The sequence below is a fragment of the Seramator thermalis genome (assembly GCF_004138125.1).
Taxonomy (GTDB): domain Bacteria; phylum Bacteroidota; class Bacteroidia; order Bacteroidales; family Dysgonomonadaceae; genus Seramator; species Seramator thermalis.
Genome location: NZ_RXHS01000007.1, coordinates 150,445 through 171,745, shown reverse-complemented (window position 1 = coordinate 171,745; position 21,301 = coordinate 150,445). Strand labels below are relative to the sequence as shown.

The 21,301-nt window shown below is 42.1% G+C and carries 14 protein-coding genes and 1 tRNA gene; 14 read left to right on the top strand and 1 reads right to left on the bottom strand.

The window, feature by feature from the left end:
- The first annotated feature begins 255 nt into the window (after positions 1–255).
- The 11 genes from EJN84_RS06980 (at position 256) to EJN84_RS06930 (ending at position 11,999) form a co-directional block, all read left to right on the top strand.
- The gene (locus EJN84_RS06980) at positions 256–1,470 is read left to right on the top strand and encodes a dicarboxylate/amino acid:cation symporter (RefSeq protein ID WP_129594743.1); all 1,215 of its coding nucleotides are present in this window, start codon (positions 256–258) and stop codon (positions 1,468–1,470) included.
- Between the two features lie 177 nt (positions 1,471–1,647).
- Positions 1,648–2,115, top strand: coding sequence for a ribosome assembly cofactor RimP (rimP, locus tag EJN84_RS06975; protein WP_129594742.1), 468 nt, complete (start codon positions 1,648–1,650; stop codon positions 2,113–2,115).
- A gap of 3 nt (positions 2,116–2,118) precedes the next feature.
- Positions 2,119–3,369, top strand: a complete 1,251-nt coding sequence (gene nusA / locus EJN84_RS06970) for a transcription termination factor NusA (RefSeq protein ID WP_101486653.1) — start codon at positions 2,119–2,121, stop codon at positions 3,367–3,369.
- A gap of 77 nt (positions 3,370–3,446) precedes the next feature.
- Entirely contained in the window at positions 3,447–6,407 is a 2,961-nt protein-coding gene (infB, locus tag EJN84_RS06965) for a translation initiation factor IF-2 (RefSeq protein ID WP_129594741.1), read from the top strand.
- Between the two features lie 196 nt (positions 6,408–6,603).
- A complete protein-coding gene (locus EJN84_RS06960) occupies positions 6,604–7,125 on the top strand; it encodes an OmpH family outer membrane protein (protein ID WP_238943956.1) in 522 nt (173 codons plus the stop codon).
- A gap of 28 nt (positions 7,126–7,153) precedes the next feature.
- Positions 7,154–7,996, top strand: a complete 843-nt coding sequence (gene murI, locus EJN84_RS06955; protein ID WP_129594740.1) for a glutamate racemase — start codon at positions 7,154–7,156, stop codon at positions 7,994–7,996.
- Positions 7,997–8,001: 5 nt separating this feature from the next.
- Positions 8,002–8,592 carry a CvpA family protein gene (locus EJN84_RS06950; RefSeq protein ID WP_165004135.1) on the top strand — a complete coding sequence of 197 codons (591 nt, stop codon included), beginning with the start codon at positions 8,002–8,004 and terminating at the stop codon, positions 8,590–8,592.
- 15 nt (positions 8,593–8,607) lie between these two features.
- Positions 8,608–9,297 carry a phosphatidylserine decarboxylase family protein gene (locus EJN84_RS06945; RefSeq protein WP_129594738.1) on the top strand — a complete coding sequence of 230 codons (690 nt, stop codon included), beginning with the start codon at positions 8,608–8,610 and terminating at the stop codon, positions 9,295–9,297.
- A gap of 408 nt (positions 9,298–9,705) precedes the next feature.
- Positions 9,706–10,374 carry a TorF family putative porin gene (locus EJN84_RS06940; RefSeq protein ID WP_129594737.1) on the top strand — a complete coding sequence of 223 codons (669 nt, stop codon included), beginning with the start codon at positions 9,706–9,708 and terminating at the stop codon, positions 10,372–10,374.
- A gap of 29 nt (positions 10,375–10,403) precedes the next feature.
- Entirely contained in the window at positions 10,404–10,751 is a 348-nt protein-coding gene (locus EJN84_RS06935; protein ID WP_129594736.1) for a P-II family nitrogen regulator, read from the top strand.
- Between the two features lie 21 nt (positions 10,752–10,772).
- On the top strand, positions 10,773–11,999 hold the full coding sequence (locus EJN84_RS06930; protein ID WP_129594735.1) for an ammonium transporter: 1,227 nt from the start codon (positions 10,773–10,775) through the stop codon (positions 11,997–11,999).
- Positions 12,000–12,258: 259 nt separating this feature from the next.
- Here EJN84_RS06930 and EJN84_RS06925 read toward each other — a convergent pair whose 3' ends face one another.
- The gene (locus tag EJN84_RS06925; protein WP_238943955.1) at positions 12,259–13,338 is read right to left on the bottom strand and encodes a mannose-1-phosphate guanylyltransferase; all 1,080 of its coding nucleotides are present in this window, start codon (positions 13,336–13,338) and stop codon (positions 12,259–12,261) included.
- A gap of 239 nt (positions 13,339–13,577) precedes the next feature.
- Here EJN84_RS06925 and EJN84_RS06920 point away from each other — a divergent pair.
- The 3 genes from EJN84_RS06920 to gltB all read left to right on the top strand — a co-directional run bounded on the left by EJN84_RS06920 (position 13,578) and on the right by gltB (position 21,154).
- Positions 13,578–13,661: transfer RNA gene (locus EJN84_RS06920), tRNA-Leu, on the top strand.
- 672 nt (positions 13,662–14,333) lie between these two features.
- A complete protein-coding gene (locus EJN84_RS06915; protein WP_129594734.1) occupies positions 14,334–16,529 on the top strand; it encodes a glutamine synthetase III family protein in 2,196 nt (731 codons plus the stop codon).
- Between the two features lie 95 nt (positions 16,530–16,624).
- Positions 16,625–21,154, top strand: a complete 4,530-nt coding sequence (gltB, locus tag EJN84_RS06910; protein ID WP_129594733.1) for a glutamate synthase large subunit — start codon at positions 16,625–16,627, stop codon at positions 21,152–21,154.
- The last annotated feature ends 147 nt before the right edge of the window (positions 21,155–21,301 follow it).

Genomic DNA, 21,301 nt, shown 5'->3' with positions numbered 1-21,301 from the left:
ACACGCAAAAATACTTAATATTTTGCTATCAGCGCACACTTGTGCGGTTGTATCCGATAAAAAAACATGAGATTGAGTGCATATATTACTCAAAAATCGTCCCACATTTCAATCGAAAAGCAGATCACTTAACAATAAGAATAGAAGTATCCGTGCATAAAACATGACAAGCAAAAAACAATATTCCACACCCGGAATGCGGAAAAGATTAGAAAAAAGTTGTATTTTTACGCACTTTAACAATCTCGCCCTACAATGCAACGACATAAAATGCCATTACTTGCTCGCGTAGCCATAGCTATTGTTTGTGGAATTCTTTTCGGGCAATTTATGCCAATCCGGGCAACTCGAATTTTCATAACTTTCAATGGGCTTTTCGGCAATTTTTTGACCTTCATTATTCCTCTTATCATCATAGGGCTAGTTGCCCCGGCTATAGGAGAGCTGGGGAAAGGAGCAGGAAAACTACTCCTCGTCAGTACACTAATTGCTTATGGATCGACTCTCTTCTCGGGCTTTTTCACCTATTTTTCATGTCAGGCAATATACCCATCCATCATTGGTTTTGAAGCTATACCTCAAACACATAACGAAAGTTTGAGCGTCGTCCTCGAGCCTTATTTCACGATCAACATGCCGGCGATCGTCGATGTGATGTCAGCACTCATTCTTTCTTTTTGTATCGGTATCGGATTATCTCTTATCAAAGGACAAACCCTTCAAAACACCTTTAATGATTTTCGCCAAATCATTATGCTCATCATTTCATCGGTTATAATACCCTTACTGCCTGTTTATATTTTCGGTATGTTTCTCAGCATGTCCGTAAGCGGTCAGGTTTATTCAGTAATTTTGCTTTTCTTGAAAGTGATTGTCGTGGTAGTTGCATTACACATCATTATCCCACTTATACTATTTTCGATAGCCGGAGCAATTGCAAAGAGAAATCCGCTAAAACTACTCAAAAACATGCTCCCCGCTTATGCAACGGCCTTGGGAACATCCTCTTCTGCCGCAACCATTCCGGTTACACTTCAATGCACAATATCCAATAAAGTCAGGGAATCCATAGCATCCTTTTCTGTGCCACTGTTTGCCACCATTCACCTACCCGGTAGCACGATGAAAATCGTTGCATTCTCTCTCGCATTTATGTACTTTGGTCATTTGCCGATTGAATTTGGAATCTTCATCCAATTCATCTTCATTCTGGGCATTACGATGATTGCGGCTCCCGGAGTCCCCGGAGGTGCAATAATGGCTGCAGTAGGAGTAATACAAAGCATATTGGGATTCGACGAAGAGCTTATCGGGTTAATGATCACGATATATCTGGCCGTAGATAGCTTTGGAACTGCTTGCAACGTGACTTGCGACGGAGCACTTGCTGTGATTATAGACAAAATCGCGAAAAAGGGGAAGAAAACAATTTATCAGTCGAACATACAAGAAGATTTTCCCATTGTATAAAGTAAACACAATCGTTCTTTCTTCATTCGTTCGATCGTAATTGAAAAGACAAAATCCTTTTAGACAAAAAAAGTTGCAAATATTTGGTCAATTCGATTGAAAATTATATCTTTGCAGCGTAATTAGGAGGGAAGCAGAAACACGGCTTCCTTTTTTATTCATATAGGTAGGCCAAAAATGATTAATAGGGACGTGATAAGGGAATTGGTTGAAGCATTTTTGAAAGAAAGCAACAACTATTTGGTTGACATAATCGTCAATCCGGGAAACTCTATCATGGTAGAAATAGACAATGACGAGGGTGTTGCTATCAACGATTGTGAAGCTCTGAGTCGTTATATCGAATCAAATCTGGACCGAGAGATTGAAGATTTCGATTTGACGATTTCCTCTGCAGGATTAACGTCACCCTTTAAAACCACTCGACAATACAAAAAATATATCGGAAAAGAAATAGAAACTCTCACCAAGAAAGGCGAAAAACTAAAAGGCACACTCAAAGAGGCTGATGATACAGGATTCATACTCACGACAACGAAAAGAATAAGAAATGAAGGTGAAAAGCGCAAAATTGAAGTTAGTGAAAATATCCGCCTTTCGTATGAGGAAACAAAATACACAAAATACTTAATCAGTTTTAAATAAACAATGGGCAAGAAAAAAGAATCCATAAGCCTGACAGACACCTTTTCAGAATTCAACGAACTGAAAAATATAGACAAAGCTACGATGATCAGTGTGCTCGAAGAGTCTTTTCGCAGCGTGATTGCAAAAATGAACGGAACCGACGAAAACTTCGACATCATCATCAATCCCGACAAAGGCGACCTTGAAATTTGGCGTAATCGCACTGTAGTTGAAGACGACCAACTAGAAGATCCCAACATGGAAATCACCTTGTCGGAGGCTCGCAAAATTGACGAAGACTTTGAAGTTGGCGAAGAAGTTACAGACGAGATGCATCTCGAGGATTTTGGTCGTCGCACGATATTGAATCTGCGTCAAACCCTCGCTTCCAAAATTCTTGAACTCGAAAAAGATAATCTTTACAACAAATACAAAGAAAAAGTTGGACAAATCGTTTCCGGCGAAGTTTATCAAATTTGGAAAAAAGAATTATTGCTGCTCGATGACGAGCACAATGAACTGATTTTGCCCAAGACAGAACAAATCCCCAGCGACTTTTTCCGCAAGGGCGAACAGGTTCGTGCGGTAGTGGCCCGCGTAGAAAACAAAAACAACAATCCCCGCATTATTCTTTCCCGCACTTCTACGGTTTTCCTCGAAAGACTTTTCGAACAGGAAATCCCCGAAATTGCAGACGGGCTCATCACCATCAAAGGCATTGCCCGCATACCGGGTGAGCGCGCCAAAGTTGCAGTGGAAGCCTACGATGACCGTATCGATCCGGTGGGAGCATGCGTTGGAATGAAAGGTTTTCGAATACATGGTATCGTGCGCGAATTGCGAAACGAAAATATTGATGTGATCAATTATACCAACAATATCAGTCTGTATATACAGCGTGCGCTCAGTCCCGCCAAAATCAACTCAATCGTAGTTAAGGAAGAAGAACATCGTGCAGAGGTTTTTCTTAATCCGGAAGAAGTATCACTTGCCATCGGCAAAGGGGGCGCCAACATCAAACTGGCCTCCATGCTCACCGGGTACAACATAGAAGTGTTCCGCGACATTGAGGGAGTTGACGAAGAAGACATATATTTGGATGAATTCCGTGACGAAATCGACGGATGGGTGATTGACCAGCTCAAACGAATTGGCTGTTCAACTGCCAAAAATGTGCTTTCTATGGATCGCGAACGGCTGATCAAAGAGGCCGATCTGGAAGAGAATACCGTTGATGAAGTATTGAAAATACTGGCAGCCGAATTCGAATAAAAAAATCGCCCGCTCATTTCAAAAACGGAATAATACTGTTCATAATAAATAATAAAAGAAAGGACTCGTAAAATTATATGGCAATAAGGTTAAGTAAAGTAGCTACAACGTTAAACGTAGGGATCAGCAGCCTGGTCGACTTTCTCGAAAAGAAAGGCATCAAGGTGGAAAATAACCCAAATACAAAAATTGATGATGAACAGTATGATTTATTGATTGCCGAATTTGTTAAAGACAAAAAAACCAAGGAGGAAATCGAGCGTTCACGCGAAAAACTGCATCACCACGAAAACAAGGAAACCATTGCTATCGAAGGCTATGATCTTCCGAAGGAGGAGACTGCAGCAAAGAAAAAATCTGAAAAGGAATCCATCAAGATAGAAATTCCGGAAGAGTTAAAGCCACATTTGAACGTGATTGGCAACATCGACCTGAACAAAAATAACAAAAAAGTCCAAGAACCCTCGGAAGAACAAATCGAAACCAAACAGGAAATAATCGACGAAAAAGAACCTGCTCTGGAAGTATTGGACACAGAACAACCAAACATAGAACTTCCATTGGAGAAGACAGAAACAGAAATCGAAAATATTCCTCAAGGAAAAGATTATAATGAAACGGGGAAAGATGAAATCGAGATCGAGACAAGTGAAGACGCGCCCGGCCAAAATGAAGAAAAAATAGAAATAGAGTCAGAGTCAGAGCCAGAGCCAGAGATTGAAATCGATTCTTCGGAGAAGGGGAAAACCGAAGATGGCGTGTTTCGTATTCACAAAAATCTCATCGAACCCAATATAGTTGTCAAAGGTACAATTGATTTAGACTCGATAAACGATAAAACACGTCCCCCTCGCAAATCAAAAGCACAGCGAAAAAAAGAAAGAATAGAACGCGAACAACAAAAAGCACTTGACAGCAAAAAACTAAAAGAAGAACAGCTGAAACAGACTAAAAAAGAAGCGGTTGAAGAAAAAAAGCCTGCCATCAGAAAAGAGGAAGACGATGATAAAAAGAAGAAACGTAAACGCATCCGTCAAGGTAAAGTGAACATAGACCGGGCAACCACGCCTGAAACAGTAAGAGATCACTCTGCTAAGCGTCGTCCACTTCTCAAAAAGCCCAACAAAGCTGAAGTAAATGAGGAAGATGTACAGAAACAGATCAAGGAGACCCTCGCACGTTTAACAGAAAAAAGAAGCGGAAAAAGTGGAGCTAAGTATCGTCGCGAAAAGCGAGAAGCTTTTTCACAGCGTCACGAAGAAGAAACCCTTTTACAGGAACGCGAAAGCCGCATTCTCAAACTTACCGAATTCGTAACGGCTAACGATTTAGCCAACATGATGAATGTTCCCGTAACCGACGTCATATCAACCTGTATGAATCTCGGCGTTATGGTTGCCATCAACCAACGGCTCGATGCCGAAACCATCAACATCGTTGCGGACGAATATGGTTTCAAAACCCAATTCGTAAGCGCAGATGTAATAGAGGCCATAAACGAAGAGCAGGATAATCCTGAAGATTTAGTCCCACGTCCTCCAATAGTTACCGTAATGGGTCATGTTGATCACGGAAAAACGTCGCTTCTCGATAACATCCGAAACACCAACGTAATAGCAGGTGAGGCCGGAGGAATTACCCAGCACATCGGAGCCTATAATGTTCAATTGGAAGACGGGCGAAAAATCACTTTTCTCGATACACCGGGTCACGAAGCATTTACGGCAATGCGCGCTCGTGGGGCAAAAGTTACCGACATAGCTATCATTATCGTGGCAGCCGACGACAACGTTATGCCCCAAACTATCGAAGCAATCAATCACGCAAGTGCTGCCGGAGTTCCCATCGTATTCGCCATTAACAAGATAGACAAGCCCGGAGCAAATCCCGATAAAATCAAGGAGCGACTGGCCGAAATGAACTATCTCGTAGAAGAATGGGGAGGCAAATATCAATCGCAAGACATTTCCGCAAAAAAAGGCATCGGTGTAAAAGAACTCTTGGAAAAAGTATTACTTGAGGCCGATTTACTCGACCTCAAGGCCAATCCGAAACGCAGAGCTACCGGATCTATCATCGAATCGTCGCTCGACAAAGGTCGCGGATACGTTGCCACAGTACTTGTTGCAAACGGAACACTCAAGCAAGGAGACATCGTCCTCGCTGGTTCTTATTATGGCCGCGTGAAAGCCATGTTTAACGAACGCAACCAACGAATAGAACAGGCTGGTCCTTCGGAACCTGCACTCATTCTGGGGCTGAATGGCGCGCCACAGGCCGGAGACACGTTCAACGTGATGGAAAACGAACAGGAAGCTCGTTCGATTGCCAATCGGCGTGAACAATTGCAGCGCGAACAATCGCTTCGCACACAAAAAATGCTAACGCTCGACGATATTGGCCGCAGAATTGCAATCGGCAATTTCCAAGAATTGAATATAATCGTCAAAGGAGATGTGGACGGTTCGGTAGAAGCGCTCTCCGATTCGCTTATCCGTTTATCGACACCTGAAATTCAAGTGAATGTCATCCATAAAGCCGTAGGTCAAATTTCCGAATCGGACGTTACGCTTGCTGCCGCATCCAATGCCGTAATCATCGGATTTCAGGTAAGGCCGTCACTTGCCGCCCGCAAAATTGCCGAACGCGAAGGAGTTGAAATTCGTCTTTATTCCATTATTTATGACGCAATCGAAGAAGTAAAAGCCGCTATGGAAGGAATGCTTTCACCGGATATAAAGGAAGAAATTACAGCAAACCTCGAAGTCCTGGATGTATTTAAAATCACAAAAGTTGGCACTGTTGCGGGTTGTATGGTGAAAGACGGGAAAATTAAGCGCAGCAATAAAATCCGACTCATACGAGATGGTATTGTAATTTATACCGGTGAACTCGATTCTTTGAAACGTTTCAAGGAAGATGTCAGAGAAGTAACCGCCGGATACGAGTGTGGATTGAATATTAAAAACTTTAACGATATAAAAGTTGGCGACATCATCGAAGCATATGAAGAAGTGCAAGTAAAGAAAACGTTGTAAAATCAACGAAGTTTTATTATCTTTGAAAACCAGTTGACATTGTAAATTTAAAATTCTCTACCTTGATTGCCGGCAGCATCTGCCAATCCTCGACAGATGCTGCCGCAACACACAGAGAATAAAAAATTACAAACAGTCTCATACACTTTTTTAATCGGATAGTGATTTTTTATACTCGAACCATAAAACCGCAAGAATGATGACTAAGAAATTTTTTTATAGCTTAAGCGCACTCTTTCTTCTGTTTTGTACTGCCGTTGCAGCTCAAAATACTCCCGTAATTGCTTACGTAAACACGGCCGAATTAATAGATGCCGTTCCGGAAAAAGCTCAAGCTACCGAAAAACTCACTTCGCTGAGCGAAAGTTACAAGGCGGAATTGCAACTTCTTCAGAACGAATATAATAAAAAATATTCTGACTTCATAACCTATCAAACCTCACTTGCCGAAAACATCAAACTCCGGCGAATGCAAGAACTCACTAATCTCGAGAACCAGATGCAGGAATTCATAAAAATAGCGCAAAAAGACATCGAGGAACAAGAGAAGATACTGCTCGAACCTATTCGGCAAAGGATAAAAGAGGCAATCAATGCTGTCGGGATCGAACAAAATTTCACCGTTATATACGACATTTCCGACCCATCTATTGCTTTTATTACACCTTCTGCCGTTGATGCCAATCCGCTGGTGAAAGCCAAACTCAGAATCAGATAAAACAACGGTAGCAACAAACCACACAAACGTGAAGAATGACCTTAACCACCAATTGGGGCCCATCGGAATTTTCGATTCAGGTTACGGAGGATTGACAGTCCTATCCGAAATTCGAGCACTTTTGCCACAATACGATTATCTTTATTTGGGTGATAATGCGCGTGCGCCCTATGGCAATCGCTCTTTTGAGGTCGTATATCAATTTACTTGGCAAGCAGTTCGATGGTTCTTTGAACGTGGATGCCAACTTGTCATTCTCGCGTGCAATACGGCTTCAGCAAAGGCGTTGCGGTCCATCCAACAAATAAATCTACCGGAAGCTTACCCCGATCGACGCGTGTTGGGAATCATCCGACCCACGGCCGAAATTGCAGCGGAGATGACAAAAACAGGCCATTTGGGCGTACTTGGAACGGAAGGAACCATTCAGTCGGAATCGTACGATATCGAATTAAAAAAACTTCATCCTCAACTCATAATCACCGGCGAAGCCTGTCCGATGTGGGTTCCATTGATAGAAAATCGGGAATACGATAAACCCGGTGCCGATTATTTTGTCAAGCAACATATCTTCAATTTGCTCAATAAAGATCCCGAAATAGATACCATTATTCTTGGGTGCACACACTATCCTCTTCTCTTGGATAAAATAAAGCAATTTTTGCCTAAAAGTGCCGAAATAATCGCTCAAGGGAAATATGTAGCCGAAAGTTTGAAAAACTATCTATCAAGGCATCCCGAAATAGCAATGAAATGCACTCTGGGAGGAACGGTCAAATATTTCACAACCGAATCACCCGAAAAATTTTCACAACAAGCATCACTATTTCTGCAAGAAACAGTGTATGCGGAAAAAGCGATCATCGATTGAAGAAGATGAACACATTCGACCTGATAGTTTTGATTATTCTTTCTATAGCTTTTGTTGCGGGGTTTCGCAAAGGAATGATAATGCAGTTAGTCAGCCTGGTTGGATTGATGGTTGCACTCGTTTTTGCGGGATATGTCGCTAAAAACATTTTACCCCTGATAGTCGAAAATGTTCACGACATATCGCCCAATGTCGCATCGGCGCTGTCGTATATATTAGCATTCGTCGCGATTATGGCGGCAGCTCATTTTTTGGGAAGAGCAATCGAAAAACTCATCGAAATTGTTCATCTGAGTTTTTTCAACAAGACATTAGGGGGAGTCATTTCAATCGGGATATCGATGACTTTTTTGAGTTTGCTGTTAAACCTCGTTTTGATGCTCGATACGAACGAAAAAATAGTTCGACCGGAAACAAAAACAAATTCTTTTTTTTTCGAAAGAGTACGCGTCGTTGTTCCGGCAATAGTACCGTATCTCAACCAAGAAGTATGGATGCAGTACGTTCCCGACACTTATCGAAAACAACTGAAAAAATCTGTCCCGAAAGGGAAAAGCGATGTTCTCGATTCAACGGCCACAACTATAACCACATAAAACAAGAAAAACTCGATGCTGATACATAAAGAAGGGAAAAAAATACTGATGCAGTGGTTGCTGATTTTGCTTGCCATCAATGTCGCGAGTCATTTTATATTTCGGCACACAGTCATTCCCTATCTGATATTTGCGATTTCGGCTTTTTATTATGGAATGATGCTCAATTTTTTTAAGAAACCGAAACGGATATACAACGGAATGCTGCTCGGAGAGGTAAATGCTCCGACCGATGGGCGAATCGTTGTCATAGAAAAAGTCTTTGAAAAAGATTTTCTAAATAAAGAATGCATCCAGATCTCCATCTTTATGTCCTTTTTTAATGCCCATTCAAATTGGATGCCCGTGACCGGCAAAATAATTCATCTTTCGCATGAGATGGGACATTTCCATGCTGCATATCTACCCAAATCGAGTAGTGAAAACGAACGTACCAATATCGTTATCGAAACTCCCGACGGGTATCGCATCCTTACACGTCAAATAGCCGGAGCAATGGCAAAACGTATTGTTACTTACGTGAAAGAAGGAAATTGCTACACAATAGGCGATCCTCTCGGATTTATAAAACTCGGATCGCGTATGGATATTTTTCTCCCGATCGAAAGTGAGATTTTAGTTAAAATGAAACAGGAAGTTCATGCCAACAAAACATTTCTGGCTCACTTGCCTTCGGCAAAAAAATTGGAGCAGATGAAGAAATAACCGCATCTCCGTTCAATTGATCATCAAATTGATATTTGACAGATTGTCAATATTATTCAGGTTCGATCAGGTTTTTACTCAAAATTTATTACCATAGACATTTTTTCGAAAATTATCTGTCTCAACACATTGAAAATAGAATAATGCGCCTCAAACGCATCTCAATCGAAAAAAAGTATGCTTTCGGGCATACTTTTTTTTCTTCAAACATCTTTTATTTTCATTGTCCCTAAAACCCTTATTTTCAACAAAGTTATTAAACCTCAACCTTAATGTACATTCTTACATTATGATATCATATAAACAGTATAAAAATATTTTTTGATTATAAATTTGGATTATATCTATCATTTTATTTATATTTGCACCGATATTATTTCATTATGTAATTTCAATTGTTTATAGGTTATGAAAAAGAAAATTTCATTGATTGTAGCATTGGCCGTTTTAACGGTAGGCTCTTATGCTCAGGAAACGACCTCGAATTGGTCGGCGAGTGCCGATATCGTAAGTTCCTATGTGTGGCGAGGACTTTACTTGTCAAATTCTTCCATCCAGCCGACAGTAACCTTTTCGACGAATGGATTTTCGATCGGTGGCTGGGGTTCAGCAGGAGTGGACGGCTACCTCGAAGCCGATTTATTCGCCAAATATCAATTTAATTTCGGTCTTTGGCTGGGCTTGACCGATTACTACTTTCCAAGTATAGAAAACGGGAACGACTATTTTGACGCGAGTGAGGAAACAGGATCTCACGCCTTTGAAATAAACGGAGGTTACGGGATTTCAGGGTTTAACATTGCGGCTAACTACGTTATAAACAAAGCCGGCGGGGCAGGTTCACAGGGAAGTGATGTATATTTCGAGGCAGACTATACGTACAAAAACTTCCGAATTTTCGTGGGTGGTGGCGATGGTTGGCATTCCGTCAGCGGCAATTTCAACATAAGCAATATCGGAGTTGGCATAACAAAAAACATTCCCGTATCAACCACATTTTCTTTCCCGCTTAAGGGAAGCGTCATTTTAAATCCCAACACCCGGAAATTTCATGTGGTAGCAGGCATTACTCTTTAAAGAAGACAAATTAATTTCAAAATAAAAATATGAAAAGAATTGAAGCAATCGTACGCAGATCGTGTTATGACGAAGTAATTGAAGAACTTCATAACATAGGAATAGACTTCTTGACATATTGGGAAGTTACCGGCGTAGGCAACGAAAAATCGAGTTCGATTTACCGTGCTACCGTTTACGAAACGAGGATGATTGAACGAATTGTCATTTCTTTCGTTTGCCGCGAACAATTCGTTGAGCCTGCTTGCAATGCAATAATAAAAGCAGCGCGGACAGGGGACTTGGGTGATGGAAAAATATTCATTTCACCCATCGAGGAATCCATTCGAATCAGGACCGGCGAAATGGGTCCCGAATCATTATACATCAAAGAATAAAAATAAATAATACTTACACTTATGGACACATCAACATTATCTGCATTAAATACAGTCTGGGTATTGATAACGGCCGTTTTAGTATTTTTTATGCAAACAGGCTTTGCTCTGGTAGAAACGGGATTCACTCGTACAAAAAATACGACCAACATTTTGTTCAAAAACCTAATAGATTTTTGCATCGGAAGCGTCGTTTTCTGGATTATAGGATATGGACTCATGTATGGAAACGGAAGCGGATTTATCGGAAAGTTCGAGTGGTTTTCAAAAATTGATCATGGGGCTTCTGTTGGTCTCCCGAATATGGCCTTTTTCTTTTTCCAACTTGTTTTTGCAGCTACGGCTTCAACCATCGTCTCGGGCGCTATGGCCGAACGAACAAAATTTAAAGCTTATTTAATTTATAGTTTGGTAATTTCGGCAATCATTTATCCCGTTTCCGGACACTGGGTATGGGGAGGAGGATGGCTTTCGGCGATGGAAACTCCGTTTCACGATTTTGCAGGTTCTACTGTTGTTCATTCTGTCGGGGGATGGATCGCGTTAATTGGCGCTGCATTTCTGGGACCTCGAAGAGGTAAATACAAAAACGGAAAAGCAATGGCCATTCCAGGTCATAGCCTCACTTTAGCGGCCTTAGGAGTTTTTATTCTTTGGGTGGGATGGTTTGGATTCAATCCGGGATCGACCCTCGGTTTATCCAATCCCGATTTGGTCGCCAATATTTTTGTAACTACCAATGGTGCAGCTGCCGCAGGGGGTATAGCCACTCTTGCTACAACATGGTTGAGGTATGGAAAACCCACATTCAGTATGACATTGAACGGAGTTCTTGCCGGACTTGTAGCGATCACGGCAGGATGCGACGTGGTTACGCCCGGAGGAGCAATCATTATCGGATTGATAGCAGGCGTGCTGGTTGTTTTTGCGGTAGAGTTCTTCGATAAGACCGTAAAAATAGACGATCCTGTAGGGGCTATTTCCGTTCATGGGGTCTGCGGCGCTTTTGGAACATTAATGGTAGGATTCTTTTCAAATAATCCTGATTCGTTAGGCATTCTGTATGGCGGCAACGCCCAGGTATTGCTTAGTCAGTTAATCGGAGTTGTAACAGTAGGAGGATGGGCAATTCTGTGTGCTGTTATTTTATTCTCTCTATTAAAATACACGATCGGAATCAGAGTAACTGCTAAAGAAGAAGAAATTGGGCTTGATTTCTTCGAACACGGCGAAAAAGCATACAATTAAAAATCATTACCCAATTATTGTTTTGCAAAAAACAGCAACAAAAAAGTAGGGTTGAACAGAATTTCTTATTCTTTTAGCGCTTTTTGGGTAAACCTTGCGTCATTTTGGAGGAAGAAGTATTGCGGTTTACAAATAAGAAGAGCTGGCGGTAGTGAGTGAAAAACGAAACACTCGTTCCTTGATGAAAACAGACACGACAAAACGAGATTTTCCCGTTATGTCGTGTCTGTTTTTGCATGAAAGAATAGGCTGAGTATATTCAGACAAATTCTTCTCCAAAACGGAATTTCACATCCATCACGAAATGTTTGATCCGCTGTTCTTCACTTTTTTTGCAAATCAGGAGCACTTTATCCGATTCGGCCACGATAAAATCTTCGAGCCCCTGAACAACCACAAGTTTTCCATCACTCATCGTAACAATATTATTGTAGCTTTCGATGAATAATGACTTGCAATTGAGATTTGCATTGTCAAACTCGTCTTTTTGGGCAATTTCGTGCAACGACCCCCACGTTCCCAAGTCGCTCCATCCAAAATCAGATACATTGACATAAACATTGTCTGCCTTTTCAAGAATGCCGTAATCTATCGATATATTCGGACAAAAAGGGAACGAATCGTCTATAAACTTCTTTTCGTGAGGCGTATTAAATAACTCCAATCCTTCATTAAATTTAAGAACAATGTCGGGTAAGTACTTGTTGAAAGCATCCAGAATACTGTTTACGTTCCAAAGAAAAATACCGGAATTCCAAACAAATTCGCCACTGCTCAAAAATTTCATGGCCAGCTCGATATTTGGCTTCTCGGTAAACGTTTTCACTTTTCTGACCCCATCGAGTTTTTCCCCACTAATTTGAATGTAGCCATATCCGGTTTCGGGACGATTGGGCTTGATGCCTAAAGTAAATAATACAGGATGTTTTGCAACAAAATCGAGACCTTTGTTGATATCGGATATAAATTGCTCTTCTCTGAGAATGAGATGATCCGATGGTGCCACAATAATATTTGCCCGGGGGTTCACCGCACGTATGCGATATGTGGCGTAAGCGATAGCCGGCGCTGTATTGCGACGCATTGGCTCAAGTAGAATTTGATTGTCGGCCAATTCCGGAAGTTGTTTTTTTGTCATTGAGGCATAGGCATCGTTGGTGACGATAAAGATATTTTCAGCCGGCACTATTTTCCTGAAACGATCATATGTGCTTTGTAAAAGAGATCTTCCGATGCCAAAGAAATCAAGAAACTGCTTGGGCTTTTCCTCGGTACTGAAAGGCCAAAAACGGCTTCCTACGCCGCCGCTCATAATAACGCAATAATTGTCATTCCTCATTATGAATTTCTTATTTTGTCAGTTAATAAATGTATGTTTATAATAGCATTGCAAATATGTTTCATCTAATTATAACAGTCATTCGCTACCGATTGTTTTAACATTGTGTTTCGGAAATAAAAATACGAAAAAAAACCGCCATCTGTGGTTTTTTGCTTCGAGAAAATAAAAAAACAAGTCAACTTTTTTCTATTTTCAAAAATATGCGTACTTTTGCACACACTTTGTGAAGCAATGTTGCCCAGATGGCGGAATTGGTAGACGCGCTGGTCTCAAACACCAGTGGATTCACTTCCATGCCGGTTCGATCCCGGCTCTGGGTACATTCAATATTTTTCCGGACAGCCTGTAATTAAATAATTACAGGCTGTCCTTTTGCAGATTTTGAGCATTAAAACAATATCAACGATATCGTTAATCGATTTTCAAGGAGAAGTTTACCCCTTTTCCCCACCATTTTTCGAATACCATCTTAGCTTCGTACTTCCGTCGTATTTAGATCGAACTAAGTTGTCCGTGTACGCTATTCACTACTATTCGATCAATTTTCAGTACACGACTATCATCAAAATTCCTATCACTCGTATAAAATAACAAAACGTATTTTCCATGCAAGATAATACCCAAAGTAAGAAGAACTTGTAAAGAAAAAACATCAACTCATAGAACCGAACGAGCATCTTGAATTCTTCTTTCATTCTAATTCTTCACCCATATCCCCAAAAACACATCAATATGATTTATCACTTTCTCCAAACCATACATATTGACACAATATTTCAATTTTCCCTATCATAATGTTAAATATTATCTTTTTCAACAAACAAATGGATATTTATTTTGTCGAAAAAAAAATATTGTATTACTTTTGTAGCATAAAAGATTTCGAACCGATATTTTTAGTCAAAAGATTTGAATCAAAAATAAAGCAATGAAATTTGGCAAAGCAAACAAAAAACGATAATATTTTATCACATTTATTCATATCACAACCTATGTCAAGATTAAGATTTAAAGCTGTGGAGGAAGCGAGCAAGCACACTCCCGTAGAAATTGCAGCACCTGATGGGCTTCCATCGGAGTATTACGGAAAATACGTTTTCAACCGTAAACGAATGGCTAAATATCTCTCGAAAGAGACGATGAAAACAGTATTGGAGGCTATTGACAAAGGAGCAACCCTTCAACGCGAAATAGCCGATCACGTGGCTGCAGGAATGAAAATGTGGGCAATGGAAATGGGCGCTACTCATTATACACACTGGTTTCAACCACTGACAGAGGGAACAGCCGAAAAACACGATTCGTTTATCGATTACGAGGATGTTGCGGGTGGAGATATCATCGAACGTTTTTCGGGAAAACTGCTGGCGCAACAAGAACCTGATGCCTCGAGTTTTCCGAGTGGAGGTATTCGCAATACTTTCGAAGCTCGTGGTTACACAGCTTGGGACCCATCATCTCCGGCATTTATCGTTGACGACACGTTATGCATTCCTACGGTTTTTATTTCATATACCGGCGAAGCGCTCGATTACAAAGCTCCGCTGCTCAAGAGTCTTTCGGCTGTCGACAAAGCGGCTACCGAAGTCTGCAAATTATTCGACCCTTCGGTCAAAAAAGTATTTTCGTATCTTGGGTGGGAACAGGAATACTTCCTGGTAGATCAGGCGTTATACGATGCCCGTCCTGATTTAAGCCTAACCGGCCGCACTTTGATGGGTCACGAAAGTGCAAAAAACCAACAATTGGAAGATCACTATTTTGGATCTATCCCTCCTCGTGTGGCTGCATTTATGCGCGAAGTTGAATTTGAAGCCTACAAATACGGCATTCCGTTGAAAACTCGACATAACGAAGTGGCTCCAAACCAGTTCGAGTTAGCCCCCATTTTTGGAGAAACTAATCTCGCAGTCGATCAAAACCTGCTCGTAATGTCGTTGATGGAAAAAATAGCCTCGAAACACAACTTCAAACTTTTGTTGCACGAAAAGCCTTTTGCGGGTATTAATGGATCGGGGAAACACAATAACTGGTCATTAGGAACAGACACGGGTGTCGGACTTTTCACACCGGGAAAAACCGCCAACGAAAATCTGCAATTTGTCACCTTTCTCGTAAACACGCTTATGGCGGTTTATAAGCACAATGCATTAATCAAGGCGTCTATCATGTCAGCAAATAATGCACACCGATTGGGGGCCAATGAAGCACCTCCGGCCATTATTTCGGTTTTCTTGGGAACTCAAATCTCTGCTGTTCTCGACAAAATTGAATACAGTTCGGAAGACGACGATATTACGGTGGACGAATTAAAAAAAATGAAGTTGGGAATTACTCACATTCCCGAAGTTTTGATTGACAATACAGACAGAAACCGGACCTCTCCTTTCGCTTTTACCGGGAATCGGTTCGAGTTTCGTGCCGTAGGATCTTCGGCCAATTGTGCATCGGCAATGATAGCACTCAATTCCGCCGTTGCAGCGCAACTCATCGATTTCAAAAAAATAATCGATGCAAAGATGAAGCAAGGAATGAAAAAAGAACAGGCGATTTTCGATACACTGCGCATCTACATCAAGGAATGCAAACCCATACGCTTTGACGGGAATGGTTATAGCGACGAATGGAAAGAAGAAGCCAAGCAACGTGGCCTCGATTGTGAAACAAGTGTTCCGCTTATCTACGATGCATATACCTCCGAACAGTCGGTACACATGTTCGAAAGCATCAATGTCATGTCCAAAAAAGAACTTCATGCTCGCAACGAAGTGAAATGGGAAACCTATACTAAGAAAATCCAGATTGAGGCGCGTGTTCTTGGAGACCTGTCGATCAATCATATCATTCCTGTTGCCACTCAATATCAATCGGTATTGCTCGACAATCTTTATAAAATGAGGGCGGTTTTCGATGCAAAAAAAGCGGAAGAACTGTCTAAGGAAGATGCCTCTCTCATCGAACAGATTGCTTCGCATATTTCGGTGATCAAAAACAGCGTAGATGCCATGGTGGAAGCGCGCAAGGTTGCAAACAAAATAGAAGATGCCCGCGAAAAAGCTATAGCATATCATGATACCGTAGAACCGTTTTTCAACACGATTCGGTATCATGTGGACAAGCTCGAACTTATAGTTGACAACGAAATGTGGCCACTGCCGAAATATCGCGAACTGCTCTTTATAAGTTGAGAAAACCTCAATTTTTTTATTTTTTTCAGTTTAATAATGAGGAATAGTGGATAAGTGATTTATCCACTATTTTAATAAAATCTACAAATTCCACTATGAACGAAGATAATCCCTTCCAACAAATTTTTCAATTTGAACAAAATACGCTTTATTCCTCCCAAAACGAACATGATGCGTGCGGTGTAGGTTTGGTTATTACACTTGATGGCGAAAAATCGCATGACATCGTCGAAAAAGGATTATGCGTACTTGAAAACATGGTACATCGCGGCGCAGAAAGTGCCGATAACAAAACCGGCGACGGAGCCGGGATTTTAGTTCAAATCCCGCACGAATTTATTCTTCTGCAGGGTATTGCAGTTCCTGCGGAAGGTCGTTACGGAACGGGACTTGTATTTTTACCCAAAAAGGCCGAAGATCAAGATCTCTGTCTCAACATCATTTCCGAAAAGCTTGAGGAAGAAGGTCTAAAACTGCTTCATCTGCGCGATGTTCCTGTCAACAGCAACTGTTTGGGCGAAATTTCTGCTTCCAATGAACCAGATATCAAACAGTTATTCGTTACCGGATTTTTTTCACTCGAAGAGCTCGAAAGAAAACTATATATTGTTCGTAAAAAAATAGAAAACGCCATTGCACATACCGCAATCGGCAAACAACGTTCGTTTTACATCGTAAGTCTGTCTGCACGGCAAATGGTTTACAAAGGGATGCTCACTTCTCTACAACTGCGAGAATATTTTCCCGATTTGACGAACCCGAATTTCACTTCGCGATTGGCGCTCGTACACTCACGATTCAGCACCAATACATTCCCAACTTGGGATTTGGCACAACCGTTCCGTATGTTGGCACACAATGGCGAGATCAATACCATTCGAGGCAACCGCCAATGGATGGAAAGCCGCGAAAGCGTTCTCAAATCAGACGTTTTGGGCGATCTCAACGAGCTATATCCCATTGTTCAACCAGGCATGAGCGACAGTGCTTCGCTCGACAATGTCCTCGAATTTCTCGTAATGTCCGGCAAAACTTTGCCTCACGCCATGGCCATGCTCGTTCCTGAAAGCTTCAACGACAAAAATCCCATTTCGGACAGCGTCAAGGCATTCTTCGAATATCACAGCATGTTGATGGAGCCTTGGGATGGTCCGGCAACTTTACTTTTCAGCGACGGAAGATATGCAGGCGGAATGCTCGACCGCAATGGATTGCGACCTGCCCGCTATACCATAACCAACGATCACACAATTATCATTGCTTCCGAAACAGGAACTATCGACATAGAACCGGAAAACATCAAAGCTCGTGGACGGTTGAAGCCCGGCAAGATGCTTCTGGTAGATACTCTCACAGGACAGATTCATTCGGATAAAGAATTGAAGGACGAACTGGCGAATGCTTTCCCTTATCGAGAATGGCTCAACAAAAATTGCGTCAATCTGGATGACCTTTCTTCCGGACGTATGGTAAACAACGATATGAAAGATCTCGACCGACAATTGGTAGCATTCGGTTACACGGTGGAAGATGTGGATAAACTGATATTGCCAATGGCTCAGGAAGGCAAGGAACCTACCTCGTCGATGGGCAATGATGTGGAATTGGCCGCTTTTTCGGATAAGCCACAACGACTATTCAACTATTTTCGACAACAATTCGCACAGGTAACCAATCCGCCAATCGATCCTATCCGAGAAGAGCTTGTCATGTCGCTTACCGGTTATATCGGAGCCATCCATCAAAATCTATTGGGGAATATACCCGAACTCTCTAAAATAGTCAAGATAAAAAGCCCAATTCTGACCAATACCCATTTCGACATTCTTTCGAACCTGCGATACAAAGGTTTTCAAACGGCCATACTGCCCATGCTTTTCGATCCCAAAAAAGGAGAAGAAGGACTTCGCAAGGCCATTGATGAACTTTGCGTTGCCGTTGAAAAAGCTGTAGATGAAGGCAAAAACTACATTGTTCTTAGCGATCGAGGCGTTGATGCCAATCATGCGCCGATCCCGTCGCTCCTGGCCACATCGGCCGTTCACCTTTATCTGGTAGAAAAGCGCAAGCGCATGCAAATCGATATTGTTGTCGAGAGTGCCGAACCACGTGAGGTAATGCACTTTGCCCTTTTATTCGGATTTGGAGCAAATGCCATTAATCCTTATCTGGTATTTGCCCTTTTGAGCGACAAAGTAAAATCGGGTGAACTTCCTATGGATTTCAAATCGGCAAAGCAGAACTATATTCATGCAGTCAACAAGGGATTGCTAAAGGTCCTTTCCAAAATGGGTAATTCCACTTTGCGAAGTTATCGTGGGGCTCACATTTTTGAAGCTCTCGGCATTTCTTCGGAAGTCCTGAACAAATACTTTAGAGATATTTCTTCCAAAATAGAAGGAATCGATCTTTCGGATATTGCTCGGGAAGTGCTGGAACCTTATAATAGAGCTTTTGCACTTAACAACGAACCTCTCGTTCTCAAAAATTTGGGGTTTTATGCCTATCGCATTGACGGCGTTTATCACGCTTGGAATCCCGAAACCATAGCTTTACTACAAATATCGACCCGAACAAACGATTATGGCAAATTCAAAGAATTTACGCGCCTGTCGGACGAAAAATCTTCCCCTGCTTTCATACGCGATTTGCTCGGCTATAAACGCAACCCTATCGACATCTCGGAAGTGGAGCCAATAGAAAACATCATGAAGAGATTTTGCACAGGCGCCATGTCCTATGGATCGATCAGCATCGAAGCTCACGAAGCAATGGCGAAGGCCATGAACATCATCGGCGGACGCAGTAATACGGGGGAAGGGGGAGAAGACCCTGAACGTTTCAAACCACGTGCCGACGGATTAAGTACCCGAAGCGCCATCAAACAAATTGCGTCTGGCAGATTCGGCGTCACAACAGAATATCTCGTCAATGCCGACGAATTGCAAATTAAAATTGCACAAGGCGCGAAACCGGGTGAAGGAGGACAATTACCGGGCTATAAAGTGGACAAAATCATTGCAAAAACACGGCACTCCATTCCGGGCATCTCGCTCATTTCTCCTCCACCTCATCACGATATCTATTCAATCGAAGATTTGGCACAACTCATTTTCGATTTAAAGAATGTAAATCCGCGAGCCGTAATCAGTGTAAAACTCGTTTCGGAAAGTGGCGTCGGAACTATTGCTGCCGGTGTGGCAAAAGCAAAAGCCGATTTGATTGTAATCAGTGGTTCGGAAGGCGGAACCGGTGCCAGCCCTGCCAGTTCCATCAAACATGCCGGACTTCCTCTCGAAATAGGCCTTGCCGAAACACAACAGACATTGGTCATCAACAATCTGCGCAGTGTTGTGAAATTGCAAACCGACGGTCAACTGAAAACGGGCCGCGACATAGTTATCGCCGCCATGTTGGGAGCCGAAGAATACGGTTTTGCGACAAGTGCGCTCATTGTGCTCGGATGTGTGATGATGCGCAAATGCCACATGAATACCTGTCCGGTAGGTGTTGCCACACAAGATGAAGAACTTCGTAAGAAATTTGTAGGACGCTATGAATATCTGGTTAATTTCTTCCGTTTTATGGCACAAAATGTACGCGAACATTTGGCCGAATTAGGCTTTCGTTCGTTGGACGAAATTATTGGACGTTCGGACCTGCTCGTGCGCCGTCATTATCCTGAATCGGAGAAATCCGAAAAAATCGATTTGTCGCGCATTATGTTTTTCCCGGAGGAAGCGACCAAAGTTTCCATTCGGAAAACGACCCCGCAACAGCACAAAATAGATGACGTTCTTGATCGCAATCTCATCCGTCAATCGATATCAGCCATCGAATTCAAGCAACCGGTCAGCATTGTTTCACCAATCAGAAACACCGATCGTGCCACAGGAGCCATGTTATCAGGCGAAATCGCCCTTCGGTATGGCAACGACGGATTGCCCGACGACACCATCACCGCCATCTTCAACGGGTCGGCCGGACAAAGTTTTGGCGCTTTTTTAGCAAAAGGCGTTACCTTCCGACTTTACGGCGACTCCAACGATTATTTGGGAAAAGGTCTTTCCGGTGGACGCATCATTGTCGCACCCCCTATGGGCAGCCGATTTAAGCCCGAAGAAAACATTATTTGCGGCAACACCCTGCTTTACGGGGCAACAAGTGGAGAAGTATTTATCAACGGCGTTGTAGGCGAACGTTTTTGCGTACGCAATTCGGGAGCCATAGCCGTTGTGGAAGGAGCCGGTGATCATTGCTGCGAATATATGACCGGCGGCCGGACGGTTGTGCTTGGCCGTACCGGACGAAACTTTGCTGCGGGCATGAGTGGAGGCATTGCCTATGTGCTTGACGAAGAGGGCGATTTCGACTACTATTGCAACATGCAGATGGTGGAACTTTCGCTCATCGAAGAAATGGCCGACAACAAAGAATTGAAATCGCTCATCCAAAAGCATCACCGCTACACCGGTAGTCCATTGGCCAAAAAAATTCTCGACAATTGGGACGAATACGTAGAAAAATTCATCAAAGTAATTCCTATCGAATACAAGAAAGTGTTGCAGGAAGAGCGAATGATGGAACTCAACAAAAAAATAGCAACAGTTGAAAGAGATTATTAAGAAATCGATTGACATCCAACGATTCTCGTGATTGCAGCATTCACTATTATAAAATAGAAATCATGCTTTCGAGAATAGTAGAAAGAAATCTCATCGATAATTATCCGATAGAAAATAAAAATAAACAATTCTCGATAAGGCCGATAG

What these genes read in the sequence shown, in the direction of transcription:
- EJN84_RS06980 (WP_129594743.1), top strand. Translation starts at nt 256, where the DNA reads ATGCAACGACATAAAATGCCATTACTTGCTCGCGTAGCCATAGCTATT.
- rimP (WP_129594742.1), top strand. Translation starts at nt 1,648, where the DNA reads ATGATTAATAGGGACGTGATAAGGGAATTGGTTGAAGCATTTTTGAAA.
- nusA (WP_101486653.1), top strand. Translation starts at nt 2,119, where the DNA reads ATGGGCAAGAAAAAAGAATCCATAAGCCTGACAGACACCTTTTCAGAA.
- infB (WP_129594741.1), top strand. Translation starts at nt 3,447, where the DNA reads ATGGCAATAAGGTTAAGTAAAGTAGCTACAACGTTAAACGTAGGGATC.
- EJN84_RS06960 (WP_238943956.1), top strand. Translation starts at nt 6,604, where the DNA reads ATGATGACTAAGAAATTTTTTTATAGCTTAAGCGCACTCTTTCTTCTG.
- EJN84_RS06950 (WP_165004135.1), top strand. Translation starts at nt 8,002, where the DNA reads ATGAACACATTCGACCTGATAGTTTTGATTATTCTTTCTATAGCTTTT.
- EJN84_RS06945 (WP_129594738.1), top strand. Translation starts at nt 8,608, where the DNA reads ATGCTGATACATAAAGAAGGGAAAAAAATACTGATGCAGTGGTTGCTG.
- EJN84_RS06940 (WP_129594737.1), top strand. Translation starts at nt 9,706, where the DNA reads ATGAAAAAGAAAATTTCATTGATTGTAGCATTGGCCGTTTTAACGGTA.
- EJN84_RS06935 (WP_129594736.1), top strand. Translation starts at nt 10,404, where the DNA reads ATGAAAAGAATTGAAGCAATCGTACGCAGATCGTGTTATGACGAAGTA.
- EJN84_RS06930 (WP_129594735.1), top strand. Translation starts at nt 10,773, where the DNA reads ATGGACACATCAACATTATCTGCATTAAATACAGTCTGGGTATTGATA.
- EJN84_RS06925 (WP_238943955.1), bottom strand. Translation starts at nt 13,338, where the DNA reads ATGAGGAATGACAATTATTGCGTTATTATGAGCGGCGGCGTAGGAAGC.
- EJN84_RS06915 (WP_129594734.1), top strand. Translation starts at nt 14,334, where the DNA reads ATGTCAAGATTAAGATTTAAAGCTGTGGAGGAAGCGAGCAAGCACACT.
- gltB (WP_129594733.1), top strand. Translation starts at nt 16,625, where the DNA reads ATGAACGAAGATAATCCCTTCCAACAAATTTTTCAATTTGAACAAAAT.